Origin of the sequence: Anaerostipes sp. CAG:276 (genome assembly GCF_000432215.1) — a bacterium.
Lineage (GTDB): Bacteria > Bacillota > Clostridia > Lachnospirales > Lachnospiraceae > Anaerostipes > Anaerostipes caccae.
In genome coordinates this window covers 95,740-111,996 of the sequence record NZ_FR889205.1, presented here as the reverse complement: position 1 = coordinate 111,996, position 16,257 = coordinate 95,740, and the positions used below count along the sequence as shown (strand labels likewise).

The 16,257-nt window shown below is 46.1% G+C and carries 14 protein-coding genes; 13 read left to right on the top strand and 1 reads right to left on the bottom strand.

Going from position 1 to position 16,257, the window contains the following annotated elements; translation table 11 throughout:
- The first annotated feature begins 76 nt into the window (after positions 1 to 76).
- The 4 genes from glnA (at position 77) to QVP35_RS14480 (ending at position 4,688) form a co-directional block, all read left to right on the top strand.
- On the top strand, positions 77 to 1,408 hold the full coding sequence (glnA, locus tag QVP35_RS14495) for a type I glutamate--ammonia ligase (RefSeq protein ID WP_022261308.1): 1,332 nt from the start codon (positions 77 to 79) through the stop codon (positions 1,406 to 1,408).
- Positions 1,409 to 1,441: 33 nt separating this feature from the next.
- Positions 1,442 to 1,999, top strand: coding sequence for an ANTAR domain-containing response regulator (locus tag QVP35_RS14490; protein WP_050791290.1), 558 nt, complete (start codon positions 1,442 to 1,444; stop codon positions 1,997 to 1,999).
- Between the two features lie 34 nt (positions 2,000 to 2,033).
- The gene (locus QVP35_RS14485) at positions 2,034 to 3,248 is read left to right on the top strand and encodes an LL-diaminopimelate aminotransferase (RefSeq protein ID WP_006565530.1); all 1,215 of its coding nucleotides are present in this window, start codon (positions 2,034 to 2,036) and stop codon (positions 3,246 to 3,248) included.
- A gap of 174 nt (positions 3,249 to 3,422) precedes the next feature.
- Positions 3,423 to 4,688 (top strand): C40 family peptidase, encoded by a 1,266-nt coding sequence (locus QVP35_RS14480; RefSeq protein WP_009290899.1) that lies wholly within the window; start codon positions 3,423 to 3,425, stop codon positions 4,686 to 4,688.
- A 203-nt stretch (positions 4,689 to 4,891) separates the two neighbouring features.
- On the opposite strand, the gene ychF is transcribed toward QVP35_RS14480, so the two are convergent.
- On the bottom strand, positions 4,892 to 5,989 hold the full coding sequence (gene ychF, locus QVP35_RS14475) for a redox-regulated ATPase YchF (protein ID WP_009290900.1): 1,098 nt from the start codon (positions 5,987 to 5,989) through the stop codon (positions 4,892 to 4,894).
- A 143-nt stretch (positions 5,990 to 6,132) separates the two neighbouring features.
- Between ychF and lgt the strand changes: the two genes are divergently transcribed.
- From lgt to QVP35_RS14430, 9 genes are all read left to right on the top strand, one after another.
- Positions 6,133 to 7,014 (top strand): prolipoprotein diacylglyceryl transferase, encoded by an 882-nt coding sequence (gene lgt, locus QVP35_RS14470; RefSeq protein ID WP_006565526.1) that lies wholly within the window; start codon positions 6,133 to 6,135, stop codon positions 7,012 to 7,014.
- A gap of 193 nt (positions 7,015 to 7,207) precedes the next feature.
- Positions 7,208 to 7,639 carry a division/cell wall cluster transcriptional repressor MraZ gene (mraZ, locus tag QVP35_RS14465; RefSeq protein ID WP_006565525.1) on the top strand — a complete coding sequence of 144 codons (432 nt, stop codon included), beginning with the start codon at positions 7,208 to 7,210 and terminating at the stop codon, positions 7,637 to 7,639.
- Positions 7,640 to 7,655: 16 nt separating this feature from the next.
- Positions 7,656 to 8,591 (top strand): 16S rRNA (cytosine(1402)-N(4))-methyltransferase RsmH, encoded by a 936-nt coding sequence (gene rsmH, locus QVP35_RS14460; RefSeq protein WP_022261307.1) that lies wholly within the window; start codon positions 7,656 to 7,658, stop codon positions 8,589 to 8,591.
- A 19-nt stretch (positions 8,592 to 8,610) separates the two neighbouring features.
- Positions 8,611 to 9,111: a hypothetical protein gene (locus QVP35_RS14455; protein WP_022261306.1), complete on the top strand. Its 501-nt coding sequence runs from the start codon at positions 8,611 to 8,613 to the stop codon at positions 9,109 to 9,111.
- Between the two features lie 12 nt (positions 9,112 to 9,123).
- Complete coding sequence (locus QVP35_RS14450) at positions 9,124 to 10,938, top strand: peptidoglycan D,D-transpeptidase FtsI family protein (RefSeq protein ID WP_009290255.1); 1,815 nt, start codon at positions 9,124 to 9,126, stop codon at positions 10,936 to 10,938.
- A gap of 87 nt (positions 10,939 to 11,025) precedes the next feature.
- Positions 11,026 to 12,738 carry a peptidoglycan D,D-transpeptidase FtsI family protein gene (locus tag QVP35_RS14445; RefSeq protein WP_390610113.1) on the top strand — a complete coding sequence of 571 codons (1,713 nt, stop codon included), beginning with the start codon at positions 11,026 to 11,028 and terminating at the stop codon, positions 12,736 to 12,738.
- A gap of 41 nt (positions 12,739 to 12,779) precedes the next feature.
- Positions 12,780 to 13,748: a phospho-N-acetylmuramoyl-pentapeptide-transferase gene (mraY, locus tag QVP35_RS14440; RefSeq protein WP_006565520.1), complete on the top strand. Its 969-nt coding sequence runs from the start codon at positions 12,780 to 12,782 to the stop codon at positions 13,746 to 13,748.
- Between the two features lie 14 nt (positions 13,749 to 13,762).
- Positions 13,763 to 15,127, top strand: a complete 1,365-nt coding sequence (murD, locus tag QVP35_RS14435; protein ID WP_009290257.1) for a UDP-N-acetylmuramoyl-L-alanine--D-glutamate ligase — start codon at positions 13,763 to 13,765, stop codon at positions 15,125 to 15,127.
- Between the two features lie 3 nt (positions 15,128 to 15,130).
- Positions 15,131 to 16,249 carry an FtsW/RodA/SpoVE family cell cycle protein gene (locus QVP35_RS14430; RefSeq protein WP_009290258.1) on the top strand — a complete coding sequence of 373 codons (1,119 nt, stop codon included), beginning with the start codon at positions 15,131 to 15,133 and terminating at the stop codon, positions 16,247 to 16,249.
- Positions 16,250 to 16,257 lie beyond the last annotated feature (8 nt).

Here is a 16,257-nt window from a genome sequence, read left to right as displayed (position 1 = left end):
AATGTAACTTGATAAAATTATGTTAACTGCCGGCTGTATTTTAAAGCCGAATAAAAAAGAAAAGAGGAGTGATGATATGGACCGATATACTAAGCAGGACGTCATAGATCTGGTCAGGGAAAATGACGTACAGTTTATCCGGCTGCAGTTTTCCGATGTGTTCGGGACGCTGAAAAATGTGGCGATCACCGCAAGACAGCTGGAAAAAGCATTGGATAATAAGTGTATGTTTGACGGATCTTCCGTGGACGGTTTTGTGCGGATAGAAGAATCCGACATGTATCTGTACCCTGATCTGGACAGTTTTCTCATATTTCCATGGCATTCCCAGAGCGGAAAAGTCGCGAGGCTGGTCTGTGACGTGTACGGACAGGACGGGCTTCCATTCATCGGGGATTCCCGCTATATCCTGAAGAAAGTGCTCAGGAAGAGCAAGAAACTCGGATATAATTTTAACGTAGGGCCTGAGTGTGAATTCTTTTTATTCCACACGGACGAGGAAGGATGTCCTACGACGCTGACACACGAGAAAGCCGGCTATTTTGATGTGGCGCCTCTGGATCTTGGAGAAGCGGCCAGAAGAGATATGATCCTGAATCTGGAAAATATGGGATTTGAGATCGAAGCCTCCCACCACGAGGTGGCACCGGCTCAGCATGAGATAGATTTTAAATACGACAATGCACTGCGCACTGCAGATAATATTCTTACATTTAAGTTTGTCGTGAAGTATATTGCAAAGCGGCATGGGCTGTATGCGAGCTTTATGCCAAAACCGATCTCCGGTGTGGACGGTTCCGGAATGCATCTGAATATGTCGCTCTGGAGTGAAGGGCAGAATATATTTGCGGATTCCAGAGGCGAACTGGGACTCAGCGACGAGGCGTACCACTTTATGGCGGGTCTTATGAAGCATGCGCCGGAGATGTCGCTGATCACAAACCCATTGGTGAATTCCTACAAGCGGATCGTGCCGGGCTATGAGGCTCCGGTGGATATTTCATGGTCTCCTGCAAACAGGAGTCCGCTGATCCGTGTGCCGACGGCCAGAGGAAGCGGAACACGCCTGGAATTCAGAAGCCCGGATTCCGCGGCCAATCCTTACCTTGCGCTTGCAGTGAGTCTGGCGGCAGGAATTGACGGTCTTGAAAATAAACTGCAGCCTGGAAAGGCATCTACAAAGAACCAGTACGAAGTTACAGAGAAGGCGAAATTAAAGGCCGGCATCGGGGCTCTTCCAAGGGATATGAAGGAAGCGATGGATTTGTTCAAGGACAGTGAATTCATGAAAGAGGTTCTCGGAGATCATATTTTTGACCGGTATCTGGATGCAAAACAGGGAGAATGGGAATCCTATCAGAAAACTGTCTCTCAGTGGGAAATAGATGAATATTTGTACAAGATTTAACCGGCAGAAGGCAGGCGTCATTCATACGGGGAGGTGGGAAGCTTGGTTCATATTTTTGTTCTTTTCCCGAAACAGGAGCAGACAAGGAGTATCCGAAATCTGCTTGTGAGAAACGGATTTGAAGTGACGGCTGCCTGTGTCACAGGCTCCCAGATCATGCAGCGGGCGGAAAGCCTGGAAGACGGGCTGATCGTCTGCGGATACAAGTTTGCGGACATGGTCTGCAGTGAACTGAGAGAATATCTCCCTGACGGATTCAGGATGATTGTTTTAGCTCCACAGGCGAGTCTGGAATTTTTGGATATCCGGGGGATGGAGTATCTGCCGATGCCTTTAAAGCCTCCGCTTCTGATGAAAAAAGTACGGAAAATGTCGGACGCTCTGAGCAATGCCCAGAAGAAAAAACAGCAAAGGCCGAGACAGCGCACGAGAGAAGAGCTGGAAATAATCGAAGAAACGAAGAAACTGCTGATGAAAAACAACCGGATCTCAGAACAGGAAGCCCACGAGTATATTCAGCGCCGCAGTATGAACAGCGGTGTGGGACTGATTGAAATGGCAAAGATGATCCGGGATTCATATAGATACTAAACGGACTTTCACAGTAAATTATTAGGAGGACATCATGTTTAAGATCAACGAAAATTATTTGAAATTACCAGGAAGTTATTTATTTTCAACCATTGCCAAAAAGGTCAATGCATATCAGGAAGCCAATCCGGAAAAAGATCTGATCCGTCTGGGAATTGGGGATGTGACACAGCCGCTGGCTCCATCAATCATCGAGGCGCTTCACGGCGCTGTGGATGAGATGGCCGCAGCGGAGACCTTTCACGGTTATGCACCGGACCTCGGATATGAATTTTTAAGAAACGCTATTGTGGACGGTGATTACAGATCACGGGGTGCGCAGATTGAGGCGGATGAGATCTTTGTCAGTGACGGAGCAAAGTGTGATTCGGGAAATATCCAGGAGATCTTTGCACAGGATAATAAGATTGCGGTCTGTGATCCGGTGTATCCGGTTTATGTGGACACCAACGTCATGGCCGGACGGACAGGAACCTATGATCCGAAATCCGAGACATGGAGCGATGTAATCTATATGCCGTGTACGGCGGAGAATAATTTTGCACCGGAATTTCCGAAAGAGGTTCCGGACATCATTTATCTCTGTTTCCCGAACAATCCGACGGGATCTACGATTACAAAGGATCAGCTTCAGGGATGGGTAGACTATGCAAATAAAAATGGGGCAGTCATTATTTATGATGCTGCATATGAGGCATATATCTCAGAGGATGATGTGGCACATACCATCTACGAATGTGAAGGCGCAAGAACCTGTGCCATTGAGTTAAAGAGTTTTTCTAAAAATGCAGGATTTACCGGAGTACGATTGGGATATGCTGTAGTGCCGAAAGATCTTACATGCGGTGATGTAAAACTTCACGACTTATGGGCAAGGCGCCACGGTACAAAGTATAACGGCGCACCGTATATTGTGCAGAAAGCGGGAGCGGCTGTCTATTCTGAAGCCGGGAAAGCACAGCTTAAAGAGCAGGTGGGCTACTACATGAACAATGCCAGGGTGATCTATGAGGGTCTGAAAGATGCGGGATATACTGTGTCAGGAGGAGTCAACGCTCCTTATATCTGGCTGAAGACTCCGGATGGAATGTCCTCCTGGGATTTCTTTGATCATCTGCTGGAACACGCAAATGTTGTGGGAACACCGGGATCAGGTTTCGGACCGAGCGGGGAAGGCTATTTCCGGCTCACGGCTTTCGGAAATTATGAGAATACGGTGAAAGCCATTGAACGGATTAAAAATATATAACTGTATTTTGCAGGACCATGCCTTTGCCGGCATGGTCCTTTTAATGTTCCTGACATAGAGTTTTGTCAAAATATGACGATTCGTTGACATTTTACACAGAATGTGTTAAGTTAATTTTAATAATGTTGTAATAAGTTCACAATACGCAGGAAGGAGAGGGAGACACAGAGGGATATGAAGCATAAGATAGCAAAGGGAACGATGGCAGCCGGACTGTCACTGGCATTCATTCTCGGAGTTTCCACATTCGCAGACGCCAAAGGCGATCAGTACCAGACCGGTCTTGCGGGATCTGCGGCAGCTATGGAACAGTACACAGAGTCAGACAGTTCAGCACCAAAGAAGAAAGTAAAAACACCTTCGGCTGCAGCAGCAGTGAAGAAGACGACAAAGACGCAGCATATTACAGAAGTTAAAAAGCAGGCGGCAGCGACTTCCGCAAAACCAAAAGTGACAGCAAAACAGGCGGCAGCGGCCGCGGTGCAGAAACAGACAAAAGAGCCTGAGTTTTCCGCTTCTTTTTACAAAGGAAAAGCAGCACCCGACGTGCGCTCCGTACTGAACATCAGAAAGAAAAAGAGCATTTCCAGCCCTGTGGTGGGAAAGTTCAAAAAAGGAAACATCGGCACTGTATTGAAAAAGGGAAAAGAATGGAGCAGGATCCGTTCCGGAAAAGTGACCGGTTATGTGAAGAACGAGTATCTGATCTGGGGAAGTGATATCCACAGTTACGCTAAGAAACATAATTTTCCGAAACAAGCCGTCGTGAAAGTGGACACACTGAAAGTCAGACAGAAACAGTCCACCAAAGCAAAAGTTTTGACCCTGGTCTCCAGAGATGACAGCTACAAAGTTCTCGGAGAATCCGCAGAGTGGGTCAATGTGAAGGCAGACGGAGACAAAGGCTATCTGGCAAAAGATTACGTCAGTCTTGGGTATTACTATACCAGTGCAAAGTCAACGGTGAAAAAACAAAAGCCGGCAAAGAGTACCACGAGTACAGAACGAACAACCGAGAGCGAAAGTCAGAATTCCTCTTCTCAGGAGAGCGGAGACAGTTCCTCAGGAACTACCCGTCAGCAGGTCGTGAACTATGCCCTGAAGTTTGTGGGGAATAAGTACCGCTACGGCGGAAACAGCCTGACAAACGGTACGGACTGTTCCGGATTTACTCAGCAGGTGCTTGGACATTTTGGCTACAACATCAGCAGAACATCCTATTCCCAGGCAAACGATGGACGCACCATCTCCATCAGCAGCGTCAGACCGGGGGATCTGCTGTTCTATAAACGGGGAGGCCGGATCAACCATGTGACCATGTACATCGGAAACGGTCAGGTCGTCCACGCGAGCAATTCCGCCCCATATCCAAGGGGAGGCATCAAAGTATCCAGTATGGGATACCGGACACCGTGCAAAGCAGTGCGCATCATCAACTAAGTGAGAGAAGATTATTTACATATACCAAGAAACCGCCGCGGTTCACATTTGTGAACCACGGCGGTTTCTCTCTGCAAGAAGAAGCTGCTGCAAGACAGCACTTTCTATCCGGCAGGATGTCTTCTCCAGCAGATATGATATCTATTTTCTGCATGATTGGAGTGAGGCATTCTAAGAGCCGAACGGAAATCATACAGAAAATTTTACACATTAAACTTAAACACGATCACGTCACCGTCCTGTACGACGTATTCTTTTCCTTCCTGTCTCACCAGCCCTTTTTCTCTGGCTGCTGCGATGCTTCCATTTTCAACAAGGTCATCATAGGAAACTACTTCGGCACGGATGAAGCCCCGCTCGAAATCCGTATGGATCTTTCCGGCTGCCTGAGGCGCCTTCGTTCCTTCTGTGATCGTCCATGCCCTCGTCTCGTCTTCCCCTGATGTCAGATAACTGATCAGGCCAAGCAGTGAATAGCTGGCAGAGATCAGTTTATCAAGGCCTGACTCACTAAGACCCAGATCCTCTAAAAATTCTTTTCGCTCTTCATCATCCAGTTCTGCGATTTCCTGTTCAATCTGGGCACAGATCACGAAAACACCGGCGTCTACATCTTTTGCATAAGTTCTCACTTCATTTACAAACTCGTTGGATGCGGCATCATCCATGAGATCATCCTCACAGACATTGGCGGCAAAAATCACAGGCTTGATCGTTAAGAGATTGCAGGAATCCAGGATTTCCTGTTCTTCTTCGTCATCGGTCACGAATGTCTTGGCCAGCTTCCCGTCCTCAAGATGAGCTTTTACCCGTTCCAGAAGTTCTACCTCCCGGGCGAGGGACTTGTCATTTCGTGAACCTTTTTTTGACTTGGCGATCCTTCTGTCAAGAACTTCGATGTCAGAAAAAATCAGCTCAAAATTGATGGTTTCGATATCGCGAAGCGGGCTGACTGAACCGTCTACATGGACGATATTTTCATCTTCAAAGCAGCGGACTACATGGACAATGGCATCGACCTCACGGATATTGGCCAGAAACTGGTTGCCAAGCCCCTCCCCTTTGGATGCTCCCTTGACGAGACCTGCGATGTCTACAAACTCGATGACTGCGGGAATGACTTTTTTTGAGTGATACATCTCAGACAGCACGTCCAGCCTTTTATCCGGCACGGTAACGATCCCTACGTTCGGATCGATGGTGCAGAACGGATAGTTGGCAGACTCGGCACCCGCTTTTGTGAGAGAATTAAACAAAGTACTCTTACCTACATTTGGCAGTCCTACGATTCCTAATTTCATTGTGTATTGATTCCTTTCTTCATGTCTTTGCATAAATATAGTCCTGTGATCCAAGGACATTGATACAACAAGTCTACCATAAGAACCTTGAAAAGAAAAGAAAAATGGGATAAGATGAAACGACGGAAAGGAGTAATGCGATTATGGAAAATGAAATCCGGTTTCCATTTTTGGGCATTGTGTTCAAACATGTGGGAGAGGGCATCAGCATCGGAGGATTTGAGATCAAATATTACGGTATAGTCATTGCACTGGGATTTCTTCTGGGGATGCTTGCGGCGGCCAGAATGGCTAAGAAAAACGGAGTCAATCCGGATCTGGTCTTTGATTTCATCATCGCGGTGATGATTCCTGCTATCATTGGGGCGAGACTTTACTATGTTATTTTTTCCTGGGATTACTACAAAGATCATCTGACGGAGATACTGAATACCAGGAGCGGAGGCCTTGCCATTTATGGAGGGATTATTGCTTCGGTCATTGTGATGGTCATCTTCTGCAGAGTGAAGAAAATAGAATTTTTCAAACTGGCGGATATTGCGGTGCCGGGGCTGCTGATCGGCCAGATCCTGGGCCGATGGGGGAACTTTTTCAACAGGGAAGCATTCGGAGGCTTTACCAACGGGCCTTTGGCTATGCAGATCCCCACAGACTATTTCGTAAAGCACGGAAGACTTTCAGAGATTGTGGATGCCGGGCTGTATGACCAGGCTGTGTTTGTGGGAAGCGGAAGCCATATGAATACTTATATTCAGGTACACCCTACGTTTTTATATGAAGGGCTGTGGAACCTTGCACTGCTGATTCTCATTGTTATCATGTTCAGACACAAAAAATTTGACGGCCAGATGCTGGCAATTTATGCCATCGGATATGGAGTCGGACGATTCTGGATCGAGGGCCTTCGGACAGACCAGCTGCTGATCCCGGGAACACAAATCGCCGTATCTCAGGTAGTTGCGGCACTTTTTGCTGCCGGGGCACTGCTTGTCCTTCTCTATCAGTGGAAAAAACGGAAACATTAAAAGTGTAGAAAAAACTGTTCACAGAAAAAATTCTGTGGACAGTTTTTTTATTTCTTGATTTTTTGTGGACAATCCATTAGAATGGAGACAGTAGTGGTGAGAAGTGGTGGATAGTGGGTAAAAAAGACCACAAAGTGTCACAACTGATCATCAGGTGGAGCGCACCCGATTTGGGAAACGGCAGGTGATTACCATGTTCATGGGCGAATACAATCACACAATCGATGCGAAAGGCAGACTGATAATCCCCTCAAAGTTCAGAGAAGCACTGGGCAGTGAGTTCGTTCTTACAAAGGGATTGGATGGATGCCTATTCGTGTTTCCTATGAAAGAATGGGAGGCTTTTGAAGAAAAATTAAGAAGCCTGCCGCTGATCGATAAGAATGCACGGAAGTTTTCCAGATTCTTTTTGGCCGGAGCATCCACTTGTGAATTGGACAAGCAGGGCAGAATCCTGGTGCCGGGCACACTGCGTGAATTTGCACAGATGGATAAAGAAGTAGTTCTTACGGGCATGCTGGACCGTATTGAGGTATGGAGCAAAGAACAATGGCTTGAAAATAATGCTTATGACGATATGGACGATATTGCCCAGAGTATGCAGGAACTAGGTTTGAATATCTGAATGGAAGGAAAGACAAATGGATTTTGAACATGCATCTGTGTTGTTGGATGAAACAATAAGGGAACTAAAGATAAAACCGGACGGTATCTACGTGGATGGGACTCTTGGAGGAGGCGGACATGCCTTTCATGTCCTGAACAGACTCTCTGAAAAGGGACGATATATTGGCATTGACCAGGACGAGGATGCGATCAGGGCAAGCACAAAACGGCTTGCTCCGTTTCAGGATAAAGTTACGATTGTAAGAGATAACTATGTGAATATGCCGAAAGTGCTGAAGGATCTGGGGATATCCCGTGTGGACGGAATTCTTCTGGATCTTGGCGTTTCCTCTTTTCAGCTGGATGAGAAGGACAGGGGATTCACATACCGCGAAGACGTACCGCTGGATATGAGGATGGATCAAAGGCAGACTTTTTCTGCAAGAGACATAGTCAATGGATACAGTGAACAGGAGTTGTTTCATATTATCCGCGATTATGGAGAGGACAAGTTTGCTAAAAATATTGCCAAACATATTGCAGCAGAGAGAGAGAAAGTACCGATTGAGACAACAGGACAGCTTATTGAGGTGATCAAACATGCAATACCGATGAAGGTGAGGGCTGTGGGAGGACATCCTGCAAAAAGGACATTTCAGGCCATCCGGATTGAATGCAACCGGGAGCTGGAAGTGTTAAAGACAAGTCTTGACCAGATGATCGAGCTGTTAAACCCCGAAGGAAGACTGTGCATCATTACCTTTCATTCTCTGGAAGACAGAATTGTGAAACGGGCGTTCAGAAAAAATGAAAATCCGTGTACCTGTCCGCCGAATTTCCCGATCTGTACCTGCGGAAATGAATCGAAGGGTAAGGTTATCACAAGAAAGCCGATTATACCGACCGAAGAAGAACTTATGAGGAACAAAAGAGCAAAAAGTTCAAAATTAAGAGTGTTTGAGAGAAAATAGTGAGGGGGAGAACAGCGAAGTGAATAAGACGAGACAAGAGCGATATGAATTTATTTACGGAAATACTGCGCGGAAAATGGAAGCGGCACCGGCAAAACCCGAGTATGAACCATCCAGGCAGCCGAAAAGGAAACCGGCAGTACGCACCAAAAGAAAGACAACACCTCAGACAAAAGCAAACCAAACAAAAGCTCTGGAATTTGATTTTGCGTTTATCAAAGCGCTGGCAGCAGGTATGGCTGTGATCGCACTGGTAAGCTTCTTCTATTTGTCGGAGCAGTCAAAACTGGAGCAGCAGCGGTCCGCAGTCTCTGCCAAGAAATCGGAGCTCAGCACACTGCTGGTCGAAAATGAGGATCTGAATCTGGAGATCGAACAGAGCATTAATCTTCCTGCGATCCAGGAAACGGCCATGAAGAAATACGGAATGAAGAAACCTGCGCAGAGTAAGGTAATTGCATATGACAGTAAGAATGTTGACTATGTGAGACAGTACAATAAAATACCCGATTCAAAGTAAGGAGCGGTTTTATTGAAAAAAAAGAAATATAAGAAGATCAAAAGAATAAACAATGCTATGAGAGTCAGGACTCTGTCTGTATCGGCTCTCATAGCAATTCTTTTTATTTGCCTTATGGGCCGGCTGGTTTATTTCAGTGTGGCAAAAAATAAGACATATGAAAAAAAAGTTCTGGCCCAGCAGAATTATCAGAGCCAGACCCTTCCGTACAAAAGGGGAGATATCCTCGACAGAAACGGAAACACGCTGGCTACCAGCCAGAAGTTATACAGTCTGGTCCTGGAACCGAAAAATATCCTGCGTACAGAGCAGACTCAGAAAAATGCTTTGAATGCACTGACCAAATATATGGACCTTGACCGGGATGATCTGCTGTCCTATATAAAAGACAACAAAGACTCTTATTACTCAGTGTACAACAAAGACATGAAGTACAGTGAAGTGGCAGATCTGAAAGATTTTCTGAAATCGAAAAACGGAAAAAAGGTTGTGGGGATTACTTTTTCTGAAAAGTATGTGAGAAGATATCCCAATAAGAGTCTGGCAAGCCACCTTCTCGGGTTCGTATCTGACGGAAGCATTGGAACAACGGGGATAGAGCAGTATTATAACAGTACACTGTCCGGTGTGGACGGAAGAAAATACACGTATCTGAATGAGGAACTGGAACAGGATGACTCTATAGTAGATCCGGAAAACGGCAAAACACTTGTGTCTACGATCGACATCAATATCCAGAAAATAGCCGAAGACCGCCTGGAAAAGTTTGAAAAAAAATACGGCAGTAAGGGAAGCTCTATTCTGGTCATGGACCCGAACAATGGGGAAGTCCTGGGAATGGCCAACTCCAACAAATATGACCTGGAACACCCCAGAGATGAAAAAGGTCTGCTCTCGAAATATTCTCAGAGCCAGATTAATTCCATGTCAGAAAAACAGAAGGTAAAAGCCTTTAATGAACTGTGGAAGAATCCGATCGTATCAAACAGTTTCGAGCCGGGATCTACCTATAAACCGTTTACGGTGGCAGGAGGACTGGAGGACGGGATTCTCAAGGGAAATGAACATTATTACTGCAGCGGTTACAAACAGGTGGGGAAATACAAGATTCACTGTTCTCACAGAGAAGGACATGGAAATCTGAGTCTGTCTGACAGCATCGCATATTCATGCAATGTGGCGCTGATGGATATTGCCTTTAAAGAAGGTAAGGATGTATTTGCAAAATATCAAAAAGATTTTAACTTTGGAGTAAAGACGGGGATCGATCTTCCGGGCGAAGCGGAAACCGCAGGCCTTCTGCACGGCGCAGACCAGATGACGAATGTTGATCTGGCTACCAGTTCCTTCGGACAGTCCTTTAACTGTTCTATGATACAAATGGCATCTTCTTTCAGTTCATTGGTCAACGGAGGCAGCTACTATAAGCCTCATGTGGTGAAGCAGACCAGGGATGACAAAGGAAATGTAGTGAGCAACAAGGAATCCGAACTGGTCAAACAGACGATCTCGGCTGATACATCCAAGAAGCTGCGCACTTATATGGAAGAGACAGTCGAAAAAGGAACCGGGAAAAAAGCACAGATCAAAGGCTACAGCGTCGGAGGAAAGACAGGGACCGCACAGAAAATTCCGAGAAGTGCAGGGACTTACATCGTCTCCTTCTGCGGATTTGCTCCCGTAGAAAATCCTAAAGTTGTTGTATATGTGGTCATAGATGAAATCCAGAAAGACTCACAGCTCAACACCGGACTGGCTGTTGAAATGGCGAGAGATGTATTAAAAGAATCACTGAAGGACATGAATGTGCAGAAAACGAAAAAGTAAAACATGTCATACTTGTTTCCTTGGATTCATATATTTTTATCAGTATGGATTCCGGAGTTTTTTATGAAAACAAGTTATAAACGAAGGATGCTTCTCATGGGCGGCATCTTTGCATTCTGTCTGATCTTTATGGCGGGAAGGCTTGGCTATCTGATGATCGGGCAGGCAGATAAGTATCTGGCGCTGGCCAAAGACCTGCACCAGAGAGAGCGGGAAATCAAGGCTCCCAGGGGAAATATTTATGACAGAAACGGGGTGAAGATCGCATCCAACAAAGCGGTTTACTCTATCTCTGTGATTCATTCCCAGACAAAGCAGAAAGAGAAAGTCGTATCGGTCCTTTCAAAGGAACTTCAGATAGATGAGTCAGAAATCAAAAAAAAGGTTTATAAAAATTCAGTTAGGGAAAAGATTAAGAGTAATGTAGATAAAGACGCAGCAGACCGTATCAGAAAATATGAACTTGCCGGCGTTAAAGTGGATGAGGATTATAAACGGACTTATCCTTATAATGATCTGGCTTCAAAAGTCCTGGGATTTACAGGAGGAGACAATCAGGGGATCGTTGGGCTTGAGGTGACATATGACTCTTATCTGCAGGGCAAACCCGGAAGAATCCTGACACTGACGGACGGCGGCGGAAGAGAAATTGACGGTGCCTACGAGGAGAGAGATGAACCGGTAGCCGGCAATGACCTGTATACTACACTGGATGTGAACCTGCAGAACTATGTGTGGCAGGCATGTGAAAAGGTAAGAAAAGAAAAGGGAGCAAAACGGGTTTCCATGATTATCATGAATCCTCAAAACGGAGAGATTTATGCCATGGTCAACACTCCTGAATACAATTTAAATGAACCGTTTAAACTGAAAGGGAAAAAAGAGAACACCACAGGAAAGAAAAGACAGGAACTGCTGAACCAAATGTGGAGAAACACATGTATCAATGATACATATGAGCCGGGATCTGTCTTTAAGATTGTGACTGCAACCGCCGGTCTGGAACTTGGCAAAGTGAAAGTGACGGATCACTTCAGCTGTCCGGGATTCCGGATCGTGGAAGACCGGAAGATCCGCTGCCATAAAACCACGGGGCACGGCGCCGAGACCTTTAAGGAGGGTGTTATGAATTCGTGCAACCCGGTTTTTATGGAAGTTGGAGCCAGGGTAGGAGTAGACGGGATGTATACGATATTCCGCCAGATGGGCCTGTTTGAAAAGACCGGCATCGATATTCCGGGTGAGGCAAATTCCATTATGCATAACAAAAAGAATGTGGGAGCGGTGGAGCTTGCCACGATGTCTTTCGGGCAGTCCTTCCAGATTACTCCTCTGCAGCTGATGAGAGCTGCCAGTGCCGCAGTTAACGGAGGAACTCTGGTGACACCTCATTTTGGCATGAAGGCAGTGGATTCATCGGGAAAGACAGTGAAGACTTTTGAATTTGCGAAAAAGAAAAACGTGATTAAAAAAGAAACATCTGAGACAATGAGGGAGCTTTTGGAGGCAGTGGTGTCAGAAGGTTCCGGAAGGAACTGTAAGATTGAAGGATATTCCATTGGAGGGAAGACTGCGACCAGTGAAAAACTGCCCCGCGGAACAGGGAAATATATTTCCTCATTTTTAGGTTTTTCAAAGGCAGAACATCCAACCGTGATGGCTTTGGTCATGATCGACGAGCCGAAGGGCACTTATTATGGAGGAACCATCGCAGCGCCGGTGGTACGGGAGGTATTTAAAGTTGCACTTCCTTATCTTGGAATTTCCAAGGATTATACGGTTGATAAAACAAAGAAATAAAGATATACTGGAAAGATAAGAAAAACAAATGAGGTGAAAACATGAATTATAGTATCGTAAAACCTATTTTAATTGCATTTTTCGTCAGCGTGGTGCTGAGCCCGATGATGATTAAATATTTACAGAAGCTGAAATTCGGCCAGTTCATCCGGGGCGAGGGACCCGAGTCCCACCTGAAGAAGTCAGGGACCCCGACGATGGGAGGACTGATCATCCTGCTTGGCATCATTGTGGCTTCTCTGTTTTATGTGAAAGATTATCCGAACATTATACCGGTTCTCTTTGTTACCCTCGGATTCGGCTTCATCGGTTTTATCGATGATTATATCAAAGTCGTGATGAAGAGAAATCTTGGACTCAGGGCCTGGCAGAAGATGCTTGGACAGATCATTGTGACCGGAGTGTTTGCATACTATCTGATCAATCATACGGATATTGGAACCTCCATGCTGATCCCTTTTTCACACGGAAAATATCTGGAGCTGGGAGCACTGTTTGTTCCCGCTATCTTTATTATCCTGCTGGGAACTGTCAATGGGGCCAACTTTACGGACGGACTCGACGGTCTTGCATCCAGTGTCACTGTTTTGATCGCTACCTTTTTTACGGTTGTAGCCATCGGAGCGGGTATCTCCGGAAATGATCCGGGATTATGGCCCATCACTTGTGCCACGGTGGGGGCTTTGCTCGGATTTCTCGTGTTTAATGTTTACCCTGCGAGAGTATTCATGGGAGACACAGGGTCCCTTGCACTGGGCGGGTTCGTGGCTGCCACAGCGGTTATGCTGAGGCTCCCTCTGTTCGTACCGCTTGTGGCTTTTATCTACATGATCGAGGTATTGTCGGTTATGATACAGGTCGTTTATTTTAAGAAAACAGGGAAAAGAGTTTTTAAGATGGCGCCGATCCATCATCATTTTGAGCTGTCCGGCTGGCCGGAGACAAAAGTTGTTGCCATATTTGCCATCGTCACAGCAATCTTATGCCTGATCGGCCTGATCGCCATTTAGATAAGGAGCAGGAAATGACATTAAAAGATAAGAAGGTTTTAGTTGCGGGAGCGGGGAAGAGCGGAATAGGATCTGCCAGTCTCCTGATCCGTTCCGGGGCATCTGTCAGTCTGTATGACGGAAATGAACACTTGAAGGCACGGGATATTTATGACAAACTGGAGGGAAAAAAAGAGATTCCGCTGATTCTTGGAGAACTCACACCGGGAGCAGAGGAGGAGTTTGATCTCTTAGTACTTAGCCCAGGAATTTCTGTCAATGCTCCGGTATCAAAGCAGTTTATGGATTCCGGCAGGCCTGTCTGGAGTGAGATTGAACTCGCATATCAGGTTTCCAGGGGACAGATTGCGGCTATCACAGGCACGAATGGAAAGACAACGACCACAGCGCTGGTGGGAGAGATCATGAAGTGTTTTTACAGTGACGTGTATGTGGTTGGAAATATCGGAACGCCGTATACGAGCGTTGCTTTGGATACAAAAGACGAGAGCATTATTGTGGCCGAGATCAGCAGTTTTCAGCTGGAAACGATACAGGACTTCTGCCCTAAGGTTTCAGCCGTTTTAAACATTACACCGGACCATCTGGACCGGCATGGGACAGTGGAAGTCTATGCAAAGACAAAGGAATCCATCGGAAAGAACCAGACCGGAGATCAGGTTATGGTTCTGAACTATGAAGACCCAGTGACCAGAAATATGGCTGAGAGGGCAAACGCCAGGGTCGTATTTTTCAGCCTGGATCATGAACTGGAAGAAGGAGTCTATTTTAAAGACGGATCTTTCATGCTTGCAGAAAACAAAACAGTACAGACCATATGTACAGAAGCCGATATCAACCTTCTGGGCGGGCATAATTATGAAAATATTTTGGCGGCGATCGCGGTATCCCACTATATGGGGGTTCCGGCAGAGCAGATCAGAAAGGGAGTTTCTGGTTTTAAAGGAGTGGAACACCGCATAGAATATGTAGATACCATTAAAGATGTTGCATACTACAATGATTCTAAGGGAACCAACACCGATGCAGCCATCAAAGGGATCAAGGCCATGAACCGTCCCACGTTCCTGATCGGGGGAGGGTACGATAAGAAGGCAGAATATGATGACTGGATCGAGGCCTTTGACGGCAAAGTGAAGGAACTGATCCTTTTGGGCGCGACGGCGGAGAAGATCGGTAAAACAGCCGAGGCCCATGGTTTTTCCCGAATTGTATATGTAGATACTCTGGAAGAAGCAGTGGAGTATGCATCAAAGCATGCAGTTTCCGGCGATGCAGTTCTTTTATCTCCGGCCTGCGCAAGCTGGGGGATGTTCCCGAACTATGAGGTACGGGGCGACCGCTTCAAGGAGTATGTAAACAAATTAAAGGAGCGCTAAGATTTGAAAAAAAGCAGAGTCAGTGAAAAATACATGCCAAAGCGGCGTTATCTCGATTATCCGATGCTTTTTATCGTGATGTTTCTCGTGGGATTCGGCCTGGTTATGATCTTTAGTACAAGTTCATATAAGAGTACACTGAACTTTGGGAATCCGTATCACTGGCTCATCAGGCAGTGTTTTGCAGTTGGAGTGGGAGCGGTCTTTATGGCAGCACTCACATGGTTTGATTACAGGATTCTCAACGCAAAGATCATTGCCTATGGCTGCTACGGACTCAGTGTAGCACTGCTGATCATCGTATTATTTATCGGTGCCGCTAAAAAAGGAGCTGTGCGCTGGATCTCTATCGGAGGATTCCAGTTCCAGCCTTCCGAAGTCGCAAAAATTTTCCTTGTGATCTATCTGGCATACATATTATCACAGAATGCCCATCGGATGCGTACGATGGCTGCTGCTGTAAAAGTTATCATCCGATGTCTGCCGATCATCGGACTGGTTGCCTATCAGAACTTAAGTACGGCGATCGTTTTGACAGCAATGGTCGGGGTCATGATTTTTGTGGTAAGTCCGAAAACCAAAGAGCTTCTGGGAATTGCCCTTTCAGGTGTCGCAGGATTAGTGCTTTATCTGACGTTTTCCAACAGTTACCGGAACGAACGTGTGGCGATATGGAAAAATCCGGAGACTCACCCGAAAGGACTTCAGACGATGCAGGCACTGTATGCTATCGGTTCCGGAGGCCTGTTTGGGAAGGGCCTTGGCCAGAGCATGCAGAAGATGGGGTTCATACCGGAATCCCACAATGATATGATCTTCTCGATCATTTGTGAGGAGCTGGGCTTATTCGGCGCTGTCTGTCTGATCCTTCTGTTTATGCTTTTAATATGGAGAATGCTTTTGATCGCTATGAATTCGGATGATCTGTTCGGGTCCCTGATCGTGATCGGATTTATGATTCATATCGGAGTGCAGGTATTTATTAACATAGCGGTTGTAACAAATACGATCCCTCCGACCGGTATCCCTCTGCCGTTTATAAGTTACGGCGGAACTTCAATCCTGGTCGTTATGGCGGAGATGGGGCTGGTTTTATCGGTATCCAGGAAGATACGTATGTAGAGGAACTG